The organism is Sphingomonas sp. VDB2, from assembly GCF_047946695.1.
Taxonomy (GTDB): Bacteria; Pseudomonadota; Alphaproteobacteria; order Sphingomonadales; family Sphingomonadaceae; genus Sphingobium; species Sphingobium bisphenolicum.
This window is the reverse complement of record NZ_CP159616.1, coordinates 373,008-392,127: the sequence shown is the minus strand read 5'-3', so window position 1 is coordinate 392,127 and position 19,120 is coordinate 373,008. Positions and strand designations below refer to the sequence as shown.

General features: G+C 63.8%; 13 protein-coding genes. 6 read left to right on the top strand and 7 right to left on the bottom strand.

Features of this window, described 5'->3' with window-relative positions:
* The first annotated feature begins 2 nt into the window (after nucleotides 1-2).
* Nucleotides 3-1,187, top strand: a complete 1,185-nt coding sequence (locus ABT375_RS20270) for an acetyl-CoA C-acyltransferase (protein WP_416465832.1) — start codon at nucleotides 3-5, stop codon at nucleotides 1,185-1,187.
* Nucleotides 1,188-1,200: 13 nt separating this feature from the next.
* Nucleotides 1,201-1,962 (top strand): SDR family NAD(P)-dependent oxidoreductase, encoded by a 762-nt coding sequence (locus ABT375_RS20265; protein WP_416465831.1) that lies wholly within the window; start codon nucleotides 1,201-1,203, stop codon nucleotides 1,960-1,962.
* A gap of 111 nt (nucleotides 1,963-2,073) precedes the next feature.
* Here ABT375_RS20265 and ABT375_RS20260 read toward each other — a convergent pair whose 3' ends face one another.
* From ABT375_RS20260 to ABT375_RS20245, 4 genes are all read right to left on the bottom strand, one after another.
* A complete protein-coding gene (locus ABT375_RS20260) occupies nucleotides 2,074-4,143 on the bottom strand; it encodes a glycoside hydrolase family 97 protein (protein WP_416465829.1) in 2,070 nt (689 codons plus the stop codon).
* An 11-nt stretch (nucleotides 4,144-4,154) separates the two neighbouring features.
* Nucleotides 4,155-5,762 (bottom strand): alpha-amylase family glycosyl hydrolase, encoded by a 1,608-nt coding sequence (locus ABT375_RS20255; RefSeq protein WP_416465827.1) that lies wholly within the window; start codon nucleotides 5,760-5,762, stop codon nucleotides 4,155-4,157.
* A 16-nt stretch (nucleotides 5,763-5,778) separates the two neighbouring features.
* Nucleotides 5,779-7,608 carry an alpha-amylase family glycosyl hydrolase gene (locus ABT375_RS20250; RefSeq protein ID WP_416465826.1) on the bottom strand — a complete coding sequence of 610 codons (1,830 nt, stop codon included), beginning with the start codon at nucleotides 7,606-7,608 and terminating at the stop codon, nucleotides 5,779-5,781.
* Nucleotides 7,609-7,679: 71 nt separating this feature from the next.
* Nucleotides 7,680-10,328, bottom strand: a complete 2,649-nt coding sequence (locus ABT375_RS20245; protein ID WP_416465879.1) for a TonB-dependent receptor — start codon at nucleotides 10,326-10,328, stop codon at nucleotides 7,680-7,682.
* 329 nt (nucleotides 10,329-10,657) lie between these two features.
* Between ABT375_RS20245 and ABT375_RS20240 the strand changes: the two genes are divergently transcribed.
* Entirely contained in the window at nucleotides 10,658-11,692 is a 1,035-nt protein-coding gene (locus tag ABT375_RS20240; RefSeq protein WP_416465824.1) for a LacI family DNA-binding transcriptional regulator, read from the top strand.
* Nucleotides 11,693-11,696: 4 nt separating this feature from the next.
* Here the strand turns inward: ABT375_RS20240 and ABT375_RS20235 are convergent, their stop codons facing one another.
* Nucleotides 11,697-11,888 (bottom strand): hypothetical protein, encoded by a 192-nt coding sequence (locus ABT375_RS20235; protein ID WP_416465822.1) that lies wholly within the window; start codon nucleotides 11,886-11,888, stop codon nucleotides 11,697-11,699.
* 153 nt (nucleotides 11,889-12,041) lie between these two features.
* On the opposite strand from ABT375_RS20235, the gene ABT375_RS20230 reads away from it, so the two are divergent.
* Nucleotides 12,042-13,604 carry a long-chain-fatty-acid--CoA ligase gene (locus ABT375_RS20230; protein WP_416465820.1) on the top strand — a complete coding sequence of 521 codons (1,563 nt, stop codon included), beginning with the start codon at nucleotides 12,042-12,044 and terminating at the stop codon, nucleotides 13,602-13,604.
* Between the two features lie 156 nt (nucleotides 13,605-13,760).
* Nucleotides 13,761-16,217: a M20/M25/M40 family metallo-hydrolase gene (locus ABT375_RS20225; RefSeq protein ID WP_416465819.1), complete on the top strand. Its 2,457-nt coding sequence runs from the start codon at nucleotides 13,761-13,763 to the stop codon at nucleotides 16,215-16,217.
* Between the two features lie 7 nt (nucleotides 16,218-16,224).
* Here ABT375_RS20225 and ABT375_RS20220 read toward each other — a convergent pair whose 3' ends face one another.
* On the bottom strand, nucleotides 16,225-17,277 hold the full coding sequence (locus tag ABT375_RS20220) for a Leu/Phe/Val dehydrogenase (RefSeq protein WP_261937335.1): 1,053 nt from the start codon (nucleotides 17,275-17,277) through the stop codon (nucleotides 16,225-16,227).
* Nucleotides 17,278-17,403: 126 nt separating this feature from the next.
* Between ABT375_RS20220 and ABT375_RS20215 the strand changes: the two genes are divergently transcribed.
* A complete protein-coding gene (locus tag ABT375_RS20215) occupies nucleotides 17,404-17,865 on the top strand; it encodes an Lrp/AsnC family transcriptional regulator (RefSeq protein WP_224547090.1) in 462 nt (153 codons plus the stop codon).
* 47 nt (nucleotides 17,866-17,912) lie between these two features.
* Here the strand turns inward: ABT375_RS20215 and ABT375_RS20210 are convergent, their stop codons facing one another.
* Complete coding sequence (locus ABT375_RS20210; RefSeq protein WP_416465817.1) at nucleotides 17,913-19,058, bottom strand: dipeptidase; 1,146 nt, start codon at nucleotides 19,056-19,058, stop codon at nucleotides 17,913-17,915.
* Nucleotides 19,059-19,120: the final 62 nt, after the last annotated feature.

Here is a 19,120-nt window from a genome sequence, read left to right as displayed (position 1 = left end):
ACATGCAGGATGATCCTGTCGTAATCGCCAGCTATGCCCGCACGCCGATGGGCGGGTTCCAGGGCGCACTGTCGTCGGTCAAGGCCACCGATCTGGGCGCGGCGGCGGTCAGGGCCGCGGTCGAGCGCGCGGGCGTGGCGGCCGATGCCGTGGACCGCATCTATATGGGCTGCGTCCTGCCGGCTGGCCTGGGCCAGGCGCCAGCGCGACAGGCGGCGCTGGGCGCGGGTCTTGGCCTCAATACGGAGGCTACGACCGTCAACAAGATGTGCGGTTCGGGCATGCAGGCCGCGATCATGGCGCATGAAGCGCTTAGCTGCGGCGCGGCCGACATCGTGATCGCGGGCGGTATGGAAAGCATGACCAATGCGCCCTACGCCCTGCCCAAGCATCGCGGCGGTGCGCGCATCGGCCATGACCGCATCATCGATACGATGATGATGGATGGCCTGGAGGACGCCTATGAACCCGGCAAGGCGATGGGCGTCTTTGCCGAGGAAGCGGTGCGCGACTATCAGTTCACGCGCGAGGATCAGGACGCCTATGCCATCCGCTCGCTCGACCGCGCCAATGCCGCGATCGGCAGCGGCGCTTTCGTGCGTGAGATCACGCCGGTGATGGTCAAGGGCCGGGGCGGCGACACGATCGTCGATACCGACGAGCAGCCGGGCAAGGCCAAGCCCGACAAGATCCCGTCGCTCAAGCCCGCTTTCGTCAAGGACGGCACCATCACTGCGGCCAATGCCTCGTCCATTTCGGACGGCGCGGCGGCGCTGGTCATGACTCGCGCCAGCGTGGCGGCAAGGCTGGGCCTCAAGACGGTGGCGAAGGTCATCGCGACCGCCGGCCATGCGCATGAGCCGTCCAAATTCACCACTGCGCCGGTGCCCGCGATGCGCAAGGCGCTGAAAAAGGCCGGATGGTCTGTCGCGGACGTCGATCTGTTCGAGGTCAACGAAGCCTTTGCCGTGGTCGCCATGATCGCCGCGAAGGAACTGGGCATTCCGGACGACCGGATCAACGTGAATGGCGGCGCGACCGCGCTCGGTCATCCGATCGGCGCATCGGGCGCGCGCATCCTGGCGACTTTGATCGCGGCGCTGGAAACGCGCGGCCTGAAGCGTGGTGTGGCCAGCCTGTGCATTGGCGGTGGTGAAGCCACGGCGATGGCCGTCGAATTAATCTGAAGGGGACAGCGAGATGGACATCAAAGGCGTAGCGGCGATCGTCACCGGCGGCGCGTCGGGGCTGGGCAAGGCAACAGCGACGATGCTGGCGCAGCAGGGGGCGAAGGTCGCGATCTTCGACCTGAATGAGGACGCCGGTCGGGCGACGGCGGAGGCGCTGGGAGGTGTCTATGTCGCTGTCAACGTGGCCGACGACGCCAGCGTCTCGGCGGGTCTGGACGCGGCCGAAGCGGCGCATGGCGTCGCCCGTATCCTGGTCAATTGCGCCGGCATCGCGCCTGCTGTGAAGACCGTGGGCAAGGAGAATGTGCCACACCCGCTCGATACCTTCGCCAAGACGGTGACGGTCAACCTGATAGGCAGCTTCAACGTCATTTCGAAATTTGCGGCCCGCCTTGCGGCGGCAGAAGAGGTGGACGGCGAACGCGGCGTCATCGTCAACACCGCCTCGGTCGCGGCCTATGACGGGCAGATCGGTCAGGCCGCCTATAGCGCGTCCAAGGGGGGCGTCGTCGGCATGACCCTGCCGATTACCCGCGATCTGGCCCAGCACAAGATCCGCGTGATGACGATTGCGCCCGGCATCTTCCTGACGCCGATGCTGGAAGCCTTTCCGCAAAATGTGCAGGATGCATTGGGCGCGCAGGTGCCGCACCCCAGCCGTCTGGGAAAACCCGCCGAATATGCGCAGCTTGTGGAAAGCATCGTCCGCAATCCGATGCTGAACGGCGAAGTGATCCGCCTCGACGGCGCGATCCGTATGGCGCCGCGCTAGGAAAAAAGCCCCCGGCCCGGCGTGCAGTCCGGTCCGGGGGCGGGGGAGACCGGCCTCCAAGGCCGGATTCGGAAGGCCCTTGCCCTCCGTTCGCGTCACGCGGACGGAGGGTTATTTTTTGGCCGCTACCAGTCGCATCGCCGCGCCGCCGCCCGGCGCCAGCCACAGATCGTAGCGGTCGCCCTTGCGGAACGTCCGCGTCTCATAGGCGATCCTGTGGCGGGCGTCGCTAAGATAGGTCGCGCCCTCGCCATCCTTGTAGATGGTGGCATTGTAGGTCTTGCCCGGTTCCAGATAGTCGAAGTTCAACGTCACCGTCCGCGCGGTCGCGTCGTTGACGCCGCCGACATACCAATTCTCGCTGTTGCGATCCTTGCGCGCGAACATGGCATAATCGCCCACTTCGCCCGCGATCAGGTGGCTTTCGCTCCAGTCGGCCGGCACCTTGGCAATGAAGTCCAGCTCGCTGGGATATTTTGCGAGATTTTCGATGAAGTCCGCCGCCATCTGGATCGGCGAATAGAGGGCGAGATAGAGGCCGAGCTGCTTGGCCAATGTGGATGCCAGCGGGGCATGGTCCGCGCCCTCCAGGCTCAGCACACCCGGCGTGAAGTCCATCGGGCCGGACAGCATTCGGGTGTAGACCAAGGTCGGCTCGTGATCCGGGCCGTTGGCGAAGGCGCCCCAGGCATTATATTCCATGCCGCGCGCGCCTTCGCGCCCGACCCAATTGGGGTAGGTGCGGCGCAGGCCGGTGTCCTTGATCGGCTCATGCGCGTTGACCGCGACATGATATCTGGCGGCCGTCTCCACGACGCGCAGATGATGCTGGGCCATGCGCTGGCCGTCATGATATTCCATATGCGTTTCGCCAGGCTTGTCCCCCGGCGCGATGATGCCGCCCGCGTCGGCGACATAGCCGGTCTTGACGACATCGACGCCAAGACCGCCATAAAGCTTCATCGCGTCGTCCAACTGCGCTTCATAATTGGCGATATTGCCGCCGGTTTCGTGATGCCCGATCAAGTGGACGCCCTTCTTCTTCGCATAGGCGGCAAGGCCCGGCAGGTCGAAGTCGGGGGTCGATTGCGTGTAGCTGAAGTCGTCGCCATGGCCGAACCAGTCGCCATTCCAGCCCTTGTCCCAGCCTTCGACCAGCACGCCGCGGAAGCCATGTTTGGCGGCGAAATCGATATATTGCTTCGTGCGGGTGGTGGTGGCGCCATGTTTCGGCCCTTCGGCCCAGCTCCAGTCGCCCCGGATCATGCCCCACCAGATGCCGATATATTTGGCGGGTTGGAACCAGCTGACGTCGCCCAGCTTGTTGGGTTCGTTGAGGTTGAGTTCCAGATCATTTTCGACCAGCCCCGCCGCGTCTTCGGCGATGCGGATGGTCCGCCAGGGCGTGTTGAATGGCAGGTCGCGGATCACCCGCGCGCCCTGCGACGAGGGCGACAGCGTGGTGCGGAAGGTCTGGCCAGACGCGCGCTTCAGCCAATAGGCCGCATAATCGACCAGCGCGGCTTCGTGGAAGCTGAGATGCGTGCCGTCGTCCAGCAGCATGGTGATCGGCGTATGGGCGGTCGAGACGGCGTCGATCGGCGTCTTCTGATAGACCTGTTCGTACCGGTTCCATTCGCCGCCCGGAATCCACCAGGCCGTGCCCTTGGGCGCGATGTCGAACTCGGTCGTCTCGTCGGCGATCTTCATCGTCTTGAGGCCCGGCTGCTCCGGCAGTTCGTAGCGGAAGCCGACACCGTCATCGAACAGGCGGAAATGCACGTTCATCAGGCGCGCGCCCTGCACGTCCGACTGGCGGAAGCGGACCGTCACTTCATTATAGCGGTCGGTGACGAAGCGGCGCTCACCCCAGGGCTGTTCCCAGCGGTCGTTGCCCTGCCTCTTGTCCGACCCGGTGATCGAGAAGCCCCGCACCATGTTGAGGCCGTCGGTCAGGATGAAGCCCAGCTTCGACGGCGCGATCAGGAGCTTGCCCTTGCGCGAGAGCGACCAGGTCGGGCGGCTGTCATTGTCGGTCGAGACGGTGAGAACGATCGAGCCATCGGGCGATGCGGCGGTGACGGCGGTCCGGACTTCCTGCGCGAAGGCCGGAGTCGAAGCCGGAGTCGTCAGGACGAACGGAAGGGCCAGCGCGCAGGCGCGCAGCGTCGTGTTCAGCATGGGGCTTCTCCTTATTCTTCGATCATCAGCGCGCCGAAGGGCGGCAGGGCGCCAGGCGTGGCGCCATTGACGGCGCACAGCAGCTTGTTGGTCGGTGCGATTTCTTCGGGCCAGGCCGCCGGTTCGGCCGACAGGTTGAACAGGCAGAGCAGGGACTGGCCATCCGCCGCACGACGGAACAGCAGCCGCTGCTCGTCGGCGATCACGATTTCCAGACTGCCATGGCGCAGCGCGGGGTTCGCTTTGCGCAGCGCCAGCATGGCGCGGGTGTGGTTGAGCAGCGAATGGGCGTCCGCCTCCTGCGCGTCCACCGCGCGCGGGAGATTCTCGTCCCCCACCGGCAACCAGGATTCGGCATCGCTAAAACCAGCCTGCGGCGCTTCCGCCGACCAGGGCAGCGGCGTGCGGGCGCCGTCGCGTGACAGGGTCAGCGGCCAGTTGGCGATGGCTTCGGGGTCTTGCAGCCGCTCGAACGGTATATCGACCTGGGTGATGCCCAGTTCCTCGCCCTGATAGAGGATGGCATTGCCACGCAGCGCGACCAGCAGCATCGCCTTCAGCCGGCCGAAGGCAGGGCGATCGTCGGGCGTGCACCATCGGGACAGGGCGCGCGGCGCGTCATGATTTTCGAACGCCCAGCTCGGCCATCCCATGCCCGGCTCGTCGGGCCAGCGATCGACCGTTTCGGCGACCAGCGCGGGCGTTAGCGCGTCGGCATAGAGGAAGTTGAAGCCATAGGCGCTGTTGAGGTGGGTTTCGCCCGCCGTATAGGCCTTCATCTCCGTCTCGGACAGGTCGCCGCCCACCTCCGCCACGGTGAAGATCGCGCCATATTCGTCGCAGAGCGTGCGGATGCGTTCGATGAAATCGACGACGCCGGGATGCGATTGACTGTAACGTTTGATCTGGAAATCGAAGGATCGGGTCCGCGGCTTGCCCGTATCGGGCGCGGCCGGATTGTCGCGCAGCAGCGGGTCGTGCATCGAATGGTTGAGCGCGTCGAGCCGGAAGCCGTCCACCCCGCGGTCGAGCCAGAAACGCATCGCGTCGAGCAGCGCATCCTGCACCGCCGGGTTGTGGAGGTTGAGCTGCGGCTGGCTGCTCAGAAACTGGTGCATATAATATTGGCCACGCCGCCCGTCCCAGGTCCAGGCCGGGCCGCCGAAGACCGACTGCCAGTTGTTGGGCGGGGTGCCGTCTTCCCTGGGGTCGACCCAAACGAACCAGTCAGCCTTGTCGCCCGTCCGGCTGGCCCGGCTTTGTGCGAACCAGTCGTGCAGATCGGACGTATGGGCGTAGACCTGATCGATCGTGACCTTGAGGCCAAGGTCATGGGCGTGGGCGACCAGCGCGTCGAAGTCGGCGAGCGTGCCGAAAATCGGATCGACATCGCAATAATCGGCGATGTCATAGCCGAAATCGCGCATGGGCGAGGTGAAAAAGGGGGATATCCAGATGGCGTCCACGCCCAGTTTCGCGACATGCGCCAGGCGCGCGGTGATGCCATTGAGGTCGCCGACGCCGTCGCCATTGCTGTCCTGGAAGCTGCGCGGATAGATTTGGTAGATCACCGCCCCCTTCCACCAGGGCTGATCGGTCGATGTCGTCGCTAGCGTCATGAAGGCGTTCCGGCGGTTAGGGGTGAGCGGCGCAGACGGCATAGCCGAAGGCGGGGAGGGAGAGGGAAAGGCTGCCCGGCGCCTGGGCGGCGGCCGGGCAGGCGCCGGCCAGCGACGTGAAGCCGCCGCTGGCCGGATCGACCGCGATATGGCCCGACAGCGGCGCGGCCGATGTGTTGAAGGCGACCACTATCTCGCGGCCCGTATCGGGATCGATGCGGGACACGGCGAAAATGCCGGGCTTGTCCGAACTGGCGCGCAGCAGAGTCGCGCCGCGCGACAGGGCCGGCGTGTCGCGGCGGATCTTCGCCAGGTGCGCGATGGCGCGATAGAGCGGGTGATCCGTGCGAAAATTGTCCGTCGCCGTGGTCGATGCCGTGCCGACCAGCCTGTCCACATTATATTCCGCGACATGCGAGGCGAACATGTCCTGCCGCGCCTGCTGGTCGTTGCCGGTGCCGGCAAAGCCCTGTTCGTCGCCATAATAGAGGGTCGGCACGCCGCGCAGCGTCAGCAGCATCGCATGGCCCAATATGTCACGGGCCAGTTCCTCTTCCGCGCTCATGCCGGGATTGGCCTGACGCAGGAAGAAGGCGAAGCGGCCGGCATCATGGTTGCCGAGGAAGGTCGGCAATTGCAGCGCCGCCGACTTGCCGCCTTCATAGAGTGCATCATCCTCGCCGAGACGGCCGAGCATGTCGGTGCCGGTCTTGCCACTGGCGGCATCGACCGCGGCGCGCATGAAGGCGAAGTCGAGCACGGCGGGGAAGGCGGCGTTGCGGGTCCAGCTTGCCAGCAAGGCAGGGTCGTAAGCGTCGGTGGCGACTTCGCCGAAGACATGGAAGTTGGGAATGCCTTTCGCCGCCGCATACGCGCGGATGGCGGGGATGAAGGCGCGCCAGAATTCCGGGTTCACATGACGTGCCGTGTCGATGCGATAGCCGTCGATGCCGAACCGATCGATCCAGCCCCTGTAGATGGCGATGAATCCTTCGACCACGCGCGGGTCTTCGGTGGCGAGGTCGTCCAGCCCGACGAAATCGCCATATTGCGAACTCTCGCCCTTCCAGTCGGTGTCGCCGCGATTGTGATAATAGATGGGGTCGTTGAGCCAGGCGGGGACCTTGATCTTGTCCTCCCCCTTCGGCACGACCGGCGTATAGGCGAAGGACGGATCGGTCAGCTTAGCCCAATTGGCGGCGGCGCCGTCTCGGTCGCCGGCGAAGCCTGCGTTAATCGGCTCGCCCGCCGCGCCACCCCGGCGCGACCAGGGATAGTCGGCCTTGCTACGATAGGACGCCGCGCCGGTGGGGCTTTCCATATATTGGATCACATCGGCCGTATGGTTGGCGATGATGTCCATATAGACTTTCATGCCGCGCCCATGGGCGGCATCGACCAGCGCCTTGAAGTCGGCGTCGCTGCCGAAATGCGGATCGACGGTCGTGAAATCGGTCACCCAATAGCCGTGATAGCCCGCGCTTTCCTGCCCTTTGGCGCCCTGCACCGGCTTGTTCTTGAAGATCGGCGCCAGCCAGATCGCGGTCGCGCCCAAGCCCTGAATATAGTCGAGCTTCGCCGTCAGCCCCTTGAGGTCGCCGCCATGATAGAAAGCGCGCGAGGTCGGGTCGTAGCCGGTCTGGAGCGGGCCGCCCTTCAGGCCGCCACGGTCGTTCCTGGGGTCGCCATTGGCGAAACGATCGGGCAGCACGAAATAGACGATTTCCTGCTCCGGCCCGCGCGCCCGCAGGTCGCTCAGCGTGTCGGCTAACGCCAGCGGCACGCCCAGGAGAGCCGCGCCGATCCCGGCGGCTGTCACGAAGAATTTCGTGGCCGTTCGACCCATTACGGGCACCCCTTTGCTTGAACCTTGGATAAAGGCCCGGCGACGACAAGGCCGCCGGGCCACTCTACACATCAGAAGCGGTAGTTGAAGCCCGCCATGAAGCGGCGGCCATAGCTTTGATAGTTGCGGATCTGGATCGACGCGCCGGTATCGACCGAGACGAAGGGTTCGTCGGTCAGGTTCTGGCCCTGCACGAACACCGACAGACCTTCGAGCGCGCTGCCCTTCTGGAAATCATAGCCGACCTGCGCGTCGACGATGGTTTCCGCGAGCGCCCGGCGCAACTCCCGCTCGCCGCCAAAGCCGACGAACTGTCCGACGAAGGCGGAACGGTAGCGCACCGAACCGCGGGCGTTGAAACCCCATTTTTCGAAGAAGAGCGTGCCGTTGGCGACCCAGCGCGAATAATCGGGAAGGTCTTCCGACGCCGCGCCGACGCCTGGTTTGATGCTGGTCTTGGTATAACCCACGCCGCCGGTCAGGCCGAAGCCGTCGAGCGCCGGGGTGACGATGTCCAATGGTACGGTGCCTGCGACTTCGAAGCCGTAAAGCTTGCCGCCCTTGCCGTTGACGGGACGGGTCAGCGTGCCGTCGGGATCGGTGACGCCGGGCGGCAGAACCACCGGCAGGCCGGTATAGTCGAACGCCGCCGTCTCGCGATAGACATAGCTTTGCAGCTTTTTCGCGAAGAGTTGCAGGCTGACATAGCCCTTGGTGCCGAAATATTTCTCGAAATTGAGGTCCGCCGCCCAGGCGCGATAGGGACGAAGATAGGGGTTGCCGCCGGTGCCGGTGATGACGCCGCTGGCGGTGTTATAGCCATAATCCAGGCTGACTTTCATATCCTCGAACCGGGGACGCTGGATTTCACGCGCGGCGGCCAGACGGATGACGAAGTCGCTGGGGAAGCGCAGCGACATGTTCATGCTGGGAAGGATGTCCCAATAATTATCGCCCCGCGTCGTCGGCACGAGCGAAGCCGCCGCCAGATTCACGAAACCGCGCGACTTCTGTTCGGTATTTTGCGCCAGCACGCCGAAATTGCCGCTCAGCTCCGCCGATCCCATGTCGGATTTTATATTAGCCATCAGATAGGCCGACATTACCCGCTCCGTCACCGAATAGGCCTTGGCCGGCACATCCTTGCTGGGGTTCAGCGTCTTGATATAGACGCCGTCCGCCAGCAGCTTGAACGGATCGTAGGACAGGATCGGGCCGACGCCGATGAAGCTCAGGTCGGTCGCCGCCAGACGATATTGCTCGGGCAGCACCAGCGACGTTGCGCCGTTCGCAAGGTTCAGCACATATTCTTCCGGCGTCTTCGACTTGGTGCGGTCGACATAGCCCAGGCCCGCCGTGATCTTCGACAGGAAGCTGCCCTCAATCTCCTTGCCGAACTCGACCTGATAGCTTTTGATCTCGTCGTCGATGATGCGGTTGTTATAATAGCCTTCCTGATGGCCGAGCGGCGCGCCGCCGCCCCAGCCGAGCGGATCGGTCAGCACCATCAGATTGGGATCGCTATAGTCGAGCTGGTGGCTGGTGAAATGGGTGCCCTTGCCGTCGCTGACGAAGTCCAGCGTATCGGTCGCGCCATTGCCGGGACCATAGCCGGTGCCGGCATTGGATTCGAGTGACAGTTCGTTGCGATCGGTGCGCGAATAGCCGAAGTCGAAGCTGGCCGACCAGCCATCGTCGCCGGTATATTTGGCGTTGAAGCCGCCTGAGAATATCTTCGACTTGCGCTCATAGCCATGATTGTTGACCACGGCCTCGACACCGGTGAACGTGCCCTTGTTGATGAAGTCGCCGTCGGTGCCGATGCTGGACGGAACCAGGCTCGCGCCGCTCCAGTAGAGCGGGAATTCGACGCCGCGCTTGATCTGCTTTTCCTTGAAGTCGCCATAGAAGCCATCGAAGGTCAGCAGCAGCGTGTCGGTCGCCTGCACCTGCACCGCACCCTGGATGCCCAGGCGCTTCAGTTGGGTGGATACCCCGAACGGCTTGATGCCGCCGATCACCTTGTCGCCATTCGGCCCGTCGGCATAGCCCCAGGCCTCGAACTCCTTCGACTGATAGGGCTCGTCATTATAGGCTGCGGAGAGTGACACGCCGATCCGGTCGCCGGCAAACTGGCCGACATAGGTGCCGGTCAGGCGATAGCCCTTGTCCTTGCTGTCGGCATTTACCTTGCCAAGATCGGTATAGACGCCGCGCGCGCCGACCGAGAATAATTCCTTGCCATAGTCGAGCGGACGGATGGTGCGGATGTCGACGGTACCGGCCAGACCCTGGTTGATGAGGTTGGCCTGGGGCGACTTGAACACATCGACGCGGCTGACGACTTCAGACGGATATTGGTCGAATTCGACATTGCGCTGTTCGCCGGTCGAGGTTTGCGGACGGCCGTTGAGCGTGGTCGAAGACAGGTCGGCGCTGGCGCCGCGGATCGCGATCGAATTGGCGCGGCCGAACAGGCGCTGGGATGTCAGGCCCGGCAGACGGGCGATGGATTCGCCGATCGATGCGTCGGGCAGCTTGCCGATATCCTCGGCTGACACCGATTCCACGATCTGCGCGGCGTTCTTCTTCACATTGACGGCGCTCTGCAGCGCGGCGCGGAAGCCGGTGACGATGATCGTGTCGTTGGCTGCATCCTGCGGCGCGGCGTCGGCCTGCGGGGCGTCCTGGGCGAAGGCGGGGATGGCGGCCGTCGCCATGATGGCCAGAAGCGATGCGCCGAACAAACGGACGCGATGATGATGTTGAGCCACTATTATCCTCTCCCCCATGAACATCGGACAGACTATTGGCCGATGTTGGAACCCTGGCCGCAGGCGTGGCTGTGCAGCGCCACGTTCCTGCGGGTAGGCCGGTCATACGCCCCGTTCGCGCGGCCCGGCCATAAGGCATACGTATACGCATAATATGCGCGCCGCCCGACTGTGGCCGTGATGCCACTGGGCCATGGTCGCCAGGGCCACGATTGCCTTGCTTTGCAGCTCGCCCTACCATGGCTGTGGCGTATCGACCGCGCCGGGAGAAGGATATGGGGCGCCAGCCCAGCAGCAAGCCGACCAGCTTCGACATCGCCTATCTGGCCGGCGTGTCGCAGCCCACGGTCAGCCGGGCGCTGCGCGGATCGCGATCGGTCAGCCTCGCCACGCGTCAGCGGATCGAGGCGATCGCCCGCGAACTCAATTATTCGGTGGACAAGAACGCCTCGTCGCTCCGGTCGCAGCGGTCGAACACGATCGCACTGCTGTTCTTCGAAGATCCCACCCCCGACGAATCGAACATCAACCCCTTCTTCCTCGCCATGCTGGGATCGATCACGCGGCAATGCGGCGCGCGCGGACTGGATCTGCTCATCTCGTTCCAGAAGATGGAGGATGACTGGCATGTCCGCTATCAGGACAGCCATCGCGCCGACGGCCTGATCCTGCTCGGCTATGGCGACTATACGCTCTATGCCCGGCGATTGACCGAACTGGTCGATCACGGCACGCATTTTGTCCGCTGGGGATCGGTCGGAGAGGCGACGATCGGCCCGACCGTGGGGTCGGACAATATCGGCGCCGGGCGACTGGCGGGTGAGCATCTGCTGGGGATCGGTCGGCGGCGCATCGCCTTTCTGGGACAGGCGGACGAACATTATCCCGAATTTGCCGACCGCTACCGGGGGCTGTGCGACGCGATGGCGATATCAGGCATTGCGCCCGACCCGGCGCTGCAGGTCGATGCGCTGACCGCAGAGGATGCCGGGCACGCCGCCGCCCGGACGCTGATCGCGCGGGGCAGGCCTTTCGATGCGATCTTCGCCGCGAGCGACCTGATCGCAATCGGCGCGATGCGCGCATTGGCCGAGGCGGGCCTGTCGGTTCCGGACGACGTCGCCATCGTCGGCTTCGACGATATCCCCGCCGCCAGCCTGACCACCCCGCCGCTCACCACCATCATGCAGGACATGAAGGGGGCCGGGCAATTGCTGATCGACACGCTGGTCGCGCAGATAGAAGGAAAGGATCGGCCGGCCAGCATGTTGCCCGCGCGGCTGGTGGTGCGCCGAAGCGCGGGTGCATAGCGGGTTACGGCGACTGCAAAAGCTCGGGATAGGAAAACATCATCGGCATGATCGATAGTGAAAAAATATTTCTTTTTTTGAAAAATACTTGAATTGCGTTCGGGAAGCGAAGACACTCGGCGCCTGGAGAAGGAAGGGCGATGGCAGCAGCCATAGGCCCAGCTGAAAAGGTGGCATATGATCCCTTCATCTGCATGGCCCGTCATGTGTAGCCGCATGGCCGGCGTCGCGTTGGGGCGGCGCTCTTCACCCGACCAAAGCCTTAACTTCCCATCATGATGTCGCGGTCGAGGATGTGCGTCGTCGCTCCACTTTGTCGTCCTGTCCCCGGCATGCCGGAGGCGATCGGGTGAACACGCCCAGAATTCTGTCGACGCCTGGCGCGAACGCCTATGCCTATCCGCTACTGATCCGCCATCTGCTCGCCAATGTCGCGAACCAGACGGATGCGGAAATCGTCAGTGGCGAGCTGCGCTTCGGCTATCGTGCGTTCGTTGATCGTGTAACGCGGCTGGCGGCCTTGCTGACGGCGCGCGGCGTGCGGGCCGGCGATACGGTGGCGGTGATGGACTGGGACAGCCACCGCTATCTCGAATGCTATTTCGCCATTCCGATGATGGGCGCGATCCTCCAAACGGTGAATGTCCGGTTGTCGCCCGCCCAGATCGACTTCACGCTGCGCCAGTCGGGCGCATCCTTCCTCCTCCATCATGCCGATTTCGCGCCCCTCTGCGCCCAACTATTGCTGGCGCTGCCGCAGATTGGGGGCCTGATCGTCATGGACGGGGCGGACGAAGACAATGATTATGAAGCGCTGATCGCCGCCGCCAGCCCCGATTTCATCTTCGGCGATTTCGACGAGAATGCGATCGCCACCACCTTTCACACCACCGGGACGACGGGCGATCCCAAACAGGTCTTCTTCAGCCACCGGCAGTTGGTCCTGCACACGATCGCGCTGGCGGCGACGCTGGCGAACCAGCCCGACGGGCAGGGAATGCGGCGGACGAATGTCTACATGCCGATGACGCCGATGTTTCACGTCCACGCATGGGGAATGCCCTATGTCGCGACGATGCTGGGTGTCAAACAAGTCTATCCCGGTCGCTATGATCCCGCGACCTTGCTGGCGCTCAAGCGTCGGGAGGGCGTGGATTTTTCCCATTGCGTGCCGACCATCCTGCGTATGCTGCTGGACGCCAATGCAGCCGGCGGAGACAGTCTGGCGCCCTGGACCTTCGTCATCGGCGGATCGGCACTGCCGGCTGCTTTGGCGCAGGAGGCCGAAATGGCTGGCATCACGATATTGGCCGGTTATGGCATGTCCGAAACCGGTCCGGTGGTGGCGCTGGCGCGGGGACTACAACCGGACGTGGCAAAATGTTGCCGTGCCGGCTTCCCCGCTATCCTGGTCCAGGCCCGGATCGACGTGGACAAGGGTGGCGAACTGCTGCTGCGCGCGCCATGGTTGACGCAGGGCTATGCCACGCAGCCGGATTCCGACACATTGTGGGCAGACGGATGGATGCATACGGGTGACGTCGCGGCGTTGGATGGCGATGGCGCGCTGCGCATTGTCGATCGGCTGAAGGACGTCATCAAGTCTGGAGGGGAATGGGTGTCCTCGGTGGATCTTGAAGATTTGCTGGTTGCGCTGCCTGGGGTGGCGGAGGCGGGCGTCATCGCCATGCCGGACGCAAAATGGGGCGAGCGGCCTGTCGCCTTCATCGTCGCGGCCCGGGGGGCAACGCCGCCCGATATGGATCTGCTATGCGTGCAGCTCCAGCAGCATGTCGCATCGGGTCGCATCAGCCGCTACGCCATTCCGGAGAGGCTTTTGCTGGTCGAAGCGCTGCCGCGCACCAGCGTCGGCAAGATCGACAAAAAGGCGCTGAGAGCCATGCTGGCATGACGGGGCGGGGCTTCCCCTGATCTTTTCTGCAATTGCTTCGCTCGCGTGCGTTCATATGCCCCCATCCCCCGCAAGCCCTTTTGCTTTGAGGCAGGAAAACGGACGGAATCATTTTCCTAATTTGATTATTTTCTACAAATAGGACAATAAATGTCCATGAAGAAAATTTCTGCTGACGAAGCCGTCAATCAACTGTCCAACTCGCTGTCGCGTTGGGCGCTCGCCCTGCTCGTCATTGCCTGCGGGGTCGCGCTTGGGATCATGGCCAACCGCTTGCCCGCGCCTAAATCCGCCACCGCGCCGACGACCGACTTTTCCGCCGATCGCGCCATGCAACATGTCCGCGCCATCGCCACCCGCCCGCATCCGACCGGATCGCCGGAGATAGACGACACCAGGCGTTACCTGATGAAGCAGACCCAGGCGCTAGGCCTAAATCCGCTGCTCCGCACGCAAACCGCCATTTCGGCGCGACGCTATTTCAACGATGTCGCCCTGGCCGGCCGGATGCAGAATATCGTGGCGGAATATCGGGGAATCGATCCCACATTGCCTGCCGTGCTGCTGATGGCGCATTATGACACCGCGGCGCTGTCGCCGGGGGCGGGGGACGATACGTCGGGCGTGGCGGTTGCGCTGGAAGTGGCGCGCGCGCTCAAAGCGGCGGGTGCGTTACGGCGATCGGTGATCTTCCTCTTCACCGATGGCGAAGAAGCCGGCCTGCTGGGATCGACCGCCTTTTTCGCAAGCGACCCTCTGCGCCGACGCATCGGGCTGGTCATCAATCTGGAAGCGCGGGGCGACAGCGGCAGGGCGCTGATGTTCCAGACCAGCGCCGGAAACAGTCGCCTGATCGATGTCTATCGACAGGCCGTCCCGTCGCCTGCGACCGACTCGCTGCTCGTCACGATCTACAAACACATGCCCAACGACACCGACCTCACGGCGGCGCTCGACAAGGGGCTTGCTGGCCTGAATTTCGCCTTTGTCGGGCATCAGATGGCCTATCACACGGCGCTGTCCACGCCCGACCGGCTGAATGCCGGCAGCATTCAGCATATGGGGGATCAGGTGTTGCCGGCTGTCCGCCTGTTCGCTCAGGCGGACAGCCTCGACCGGGCGCAGGATGACAGCATCTTTTCCGACCTGTTCGGCCTGTTTCTGATCGCCTACCCGTCATGGCTGGGGTGGGTGCTGGCGATTGCGACGATCGGCGCGACTTTCGCCATGACGGGTGTCGCGTTGGCCCGGCGCACCATCGACTGGCGCGATATGCTGGCTGGCGCGGGCGGTCTGCTGGCTCTGCTGCTGGGCATCGCGACGATGCTGATGCTCGCGCTGCGCCTGGCCAACCTGATCGTGCGCGACCTGTCGACCCCCTATGCGCTGATCGGCCAGTTTGGCGCGCTGCTGGCGGCCACGGCCCTGCTGGGCATCAGCTTCGGTCTGCTGTTGCTCGGCGTCGCCATGACGGCAAGGCCCAAGGTCGCGGCCCTGGGGCTGGGGATAGCGGGTCTGGCGACAGGCTTTCTCGGCAGCTTCAGCGCGATTCCGCTGATTTTGGGCGGCGGCGCTGCTCTCCTGGTTTTCGCCAATATGCGACGACCTGTATCGTTGAGCGGCTGGTTTGCAGGAGCTATGACGTTGGTCGGGCTGCTGGCGCTTGCGTTCCAGATCATGTTGCCCAATGGCGCTCATATTCTCCTATGGCCGCTGCTGTTGTTCGCATTGCCGCTGGCGATGCTCCTGTTCGCGCCCACTGGCACCCTTCAGCCGCTGGGACTGTTGGCGATGACGGCGCCGGCCATCCTGATCGCGGGGTTGATGGCTCGTGCGGGCTATGACTTCTTCCTGATGATCGGGGTGTCGCTCCCGGCCATCGTAACCCCCTTCATCCTGCTGACACTGCTTGCGCTGGCGCCACTGCTCTGGTCGTCGCGCAATCTCCTGCGCGTCGCCTCGATCGGCTCGGTCGCCGGCTTGGGCCTTTTCGTTGCCGCGGCCATTGATGCGCGAACGCCGACGGCGGACAATCCGGACATGGTCGAAGCCTTCTACATCGCCGACATCGACAGCGCGCGCGCCAATTGGGTGAGCGCCAGGCTGGATCGCGGCGGCTGGGTCCGGCGCACGCTGTCGCAGGATGGCGGCGTGCCTCGGCTGGGGTCGATCGCGCCAATCGCCAAGGACGATCATTGGATCGCGCCGGCAAAGCCCGCCGCCTACGCCCGGCCGGTGCTGCGACTGACTGCGACGTCCGCCGGTAATGGGCATCGCATCAACCTCGTCGCGGCCAATCGCAATGGCGGGCGGTTCATGCGCCTATTTTTCAAGCCTTCGGTGGAATTGCGGAACCTGCGGCTGATGGATCAGCCGGTGTCAGGGCCGATCAAGGCGGGCGATTGGTCGTCTATGACGTTCCACGCCAGCGGAGCTGATCCGGTGCATGTCAGCATGGATGCGGCCGGACCGGGCCAGATGGACATCCAGTTGATCGAAGTCCGGGACCAGTGGCCCGAAGGCGCGAAAACGATCCCGCTGCCGCCGCACAGCATCCCGTATCGCCGCGCAGGCAACAGCCTGATCCTGGCCCGCGCGGCGCTTAGATGGTGAGGTCGGTTCAAGCAGCCTGACGGCTGGCGGCGGTGATGATCCGTTCGGCCATCTCGTCCGCCACCCATGCGGGGGAATGGCCTTCGCGGCGGGCGAGATCCAGTATCTCGCCGGCGCGCGGACCGATCTGGTCGACGCGAGCCGCGACGCTCGCGCGATCCTCGCCCAGATATTCGGCCGACACGCTGATGATGCCGCCGGCATTGACGACATAGTCGGGCGCATAGGCGATACCGCGTTCCAGCAGCAGGTCGGCGACTTCGGGCGAGGCGAGCTGGTTGTTCGCGGCGCCGCAGACGAGCCTGGCCTGCATCGCCGTCACGCTTTGCACCGTCAGCGCGCCGCCCAGAGCGCAGGGCGCGAAAATGTCCGCCTCGACCGATGCGATGTCTTCGACATCGACGATATGGGCGTCGAGGACGGCGCTCAATGCATTGCGACGACGCGGGTCGATGTCGGCGATGATCAGCCGTGCGCCCGCATCGGCCAGGCGGCGGCACAGGCTGGCCCCGACATTGCCGGTTCCCTGGACCGCCACGGTCAGGTCCGACAGTTCGGCGCCCAATGTCAGGCGGGCGGCGGCCCGCATCGCCTCGAACACCCCCAGCGCCGTCCAGGGCGAAGGATCGCCACCAGCCTGATCGTCCGATGAATCCAGCCCGGCGACATGACGCGTCGCGGACGATACGTCGCGCATGTCGGCGACGGTCGTGCCGACATCTTCGGCGGTGACGTACAGGCCATCCAGTGCCTCGACCGCGCGGCCGAAGGCACGGAACAGCGCGGTACGATCGAACGCCCCTTCGGGGCGGCGCAACACCGCCTTGGCGCCGCCAAAGGGAAGGCCGGCCAGCGCATTCTTGTAGCTCATGCCTTCGGCCAAGCGACAGGCGTCGTCAAAGGCCGATTCCAGATCGGGATAGTGCCAGAAACGGCACCCGCCCGCCCCCGGACCGATGGCCGTTGAATGGATGGCGATGACCCCGTCCAGGCCGTTTTCGGGATCGAGCAGACGCACTGATTGCATCGGCGGGTTCAGGCGGGCAGGGCGGACGACCATGATTTTCTCCTCTGGGATTGCCGCCCGGCTTATCCACCGTCGCGCGAGAAGAAACTTGCCTCATTTTCCGGTCAATCCGAGGATGGTGGGATGATTTATCCGACACTGTGCTATAATGTGGATAATATGATCGATCTCGATAATTTCGAGCGGAAGATTCTCCGCGAATTGCAGCGTGACGCGAGTCAGACGACGGCGCAAATCGCCGAGAAGGTCGGACTGACGCCATCGCCTTGCTGGCGTCGCATCGACCGGCTGGAACGGGAGGGTCTTATCCGCAAGCGCGTGGCGGTGATCGACCGACGCAAGGTCGGGCTGAATGCCCATGTCTTCGCACAGGTGAAGCTCAATGCGCATGGTCGCGCCAATCTCGATGAGTTCAGCGAAGCCATCCGGGGCTTTCCGGAGGTGCTGGATGCCTATGTGCTAATGGGCACGATGGACTTCATGTTGCGGATCGTGGCGAAGGACATCGACGCCTATGAGCGTTTCTTCTTTGAGCGCCTGAGCAAATTGTCGGGCGTGCAGGAAATCAATTCGACGGTGGCCCTGTCGGAAATCAAATCGACGAACGAACTGCCGATCTGATGGCGGCGGCGGCATTTTGATCGCCCCGCCGCCATATTCCGTCGATATTATTTCCAGGTCGTGCCCAGCAACCGGCGGAAATTGCCACCCAGCACCGCCCGGACATTATCGTCGGAATAATTGCGGCGCACCATTTCCTCTACCAGATTATACATCTTCAGCGGGTCGTCGAATCCATCCGTGTCGATCTTGTCGCGAAAGGCGTAACTGCCCTTGTAGCCGGCCTTCAGCTTGGCATAGGCGGTCGGTTCCATATCGTCATAACCGTAGATGTCAGCGTCCGACCCGATGCCGACCTTGTCGATGCCGATCAGCTTGGCGACATGATCGACCTGGTCGACCAGATTGGCGATGGTCGTCGGCTCCTGCGCGGTGAGGAAGTTGCGCACCCCTGTAATGCCCATCACGCCGCCCTTGGCGCCCAGTGCCTTGATCGCCTCGTCCGTCTTGGTGCGGGGATGGTTGTTGAGCGCCCGGCAATTGCTGTGGGTGATCGCGATGGGGCCGCTGGCCATGGCGATGGCGTCCAGCGTTGTCTTGTCGCCGCAATGGGACACGTCGACCACCATGCCGACCTTGTTCATCTCCGCGACGATCGCGACGCCATAGTCGGACAGGCCGCCGTCGATACGATCGGTGCAGCCCGATCCTATTCTGTTCTGGCTGTTATAGGTCAACTGCGACACGCGCTGTCCCAGTTGATAGAATGTCTTCACATCCGCCAATGTTTCGAAATGGTCGCTATTCTGAAGGCCCATTATGACTCCCATCCGGCCGTCCGCCTTTGCTCGATCGAGGTCGACACCCAACCCTATGCCCTGGAACAGATGCGGATTGCGCGCGACGAAGCCGGTCCAGGCCAGTAGCCATTGCAGCGTTTCAGAGCGCGCGTTCGGCCCGCCAATGCCGATGCTGTTGTGGAAAGCGGTAATGCCGCTCGCGCGGAAATCCGCCGCCCATTTTTCGCTCACCGGCTCGGCATAGACGTCCGGGCGGAAGTCGAGCGTCAACGGCCCCAGCATGTCGATGATGAGCGACCCTTTCACCAGATCGGTCACTCGCTTCGAATAACGGCGCGGTGAAGCCGCACAGGCCTGATAGAGGCCGCCATTGATCATCGGAAAAGCCAGTGCCGCGGCTGTGACCGTGCCGGCCAGCAATTGCCGCCGCGAAACGCTGTTTATCTTGTCCATGTCCAATCCCCTTTTGTCGAATTGGAAAAGAGTTTGCCGATTATGTTTCGTCCTGTATAGAG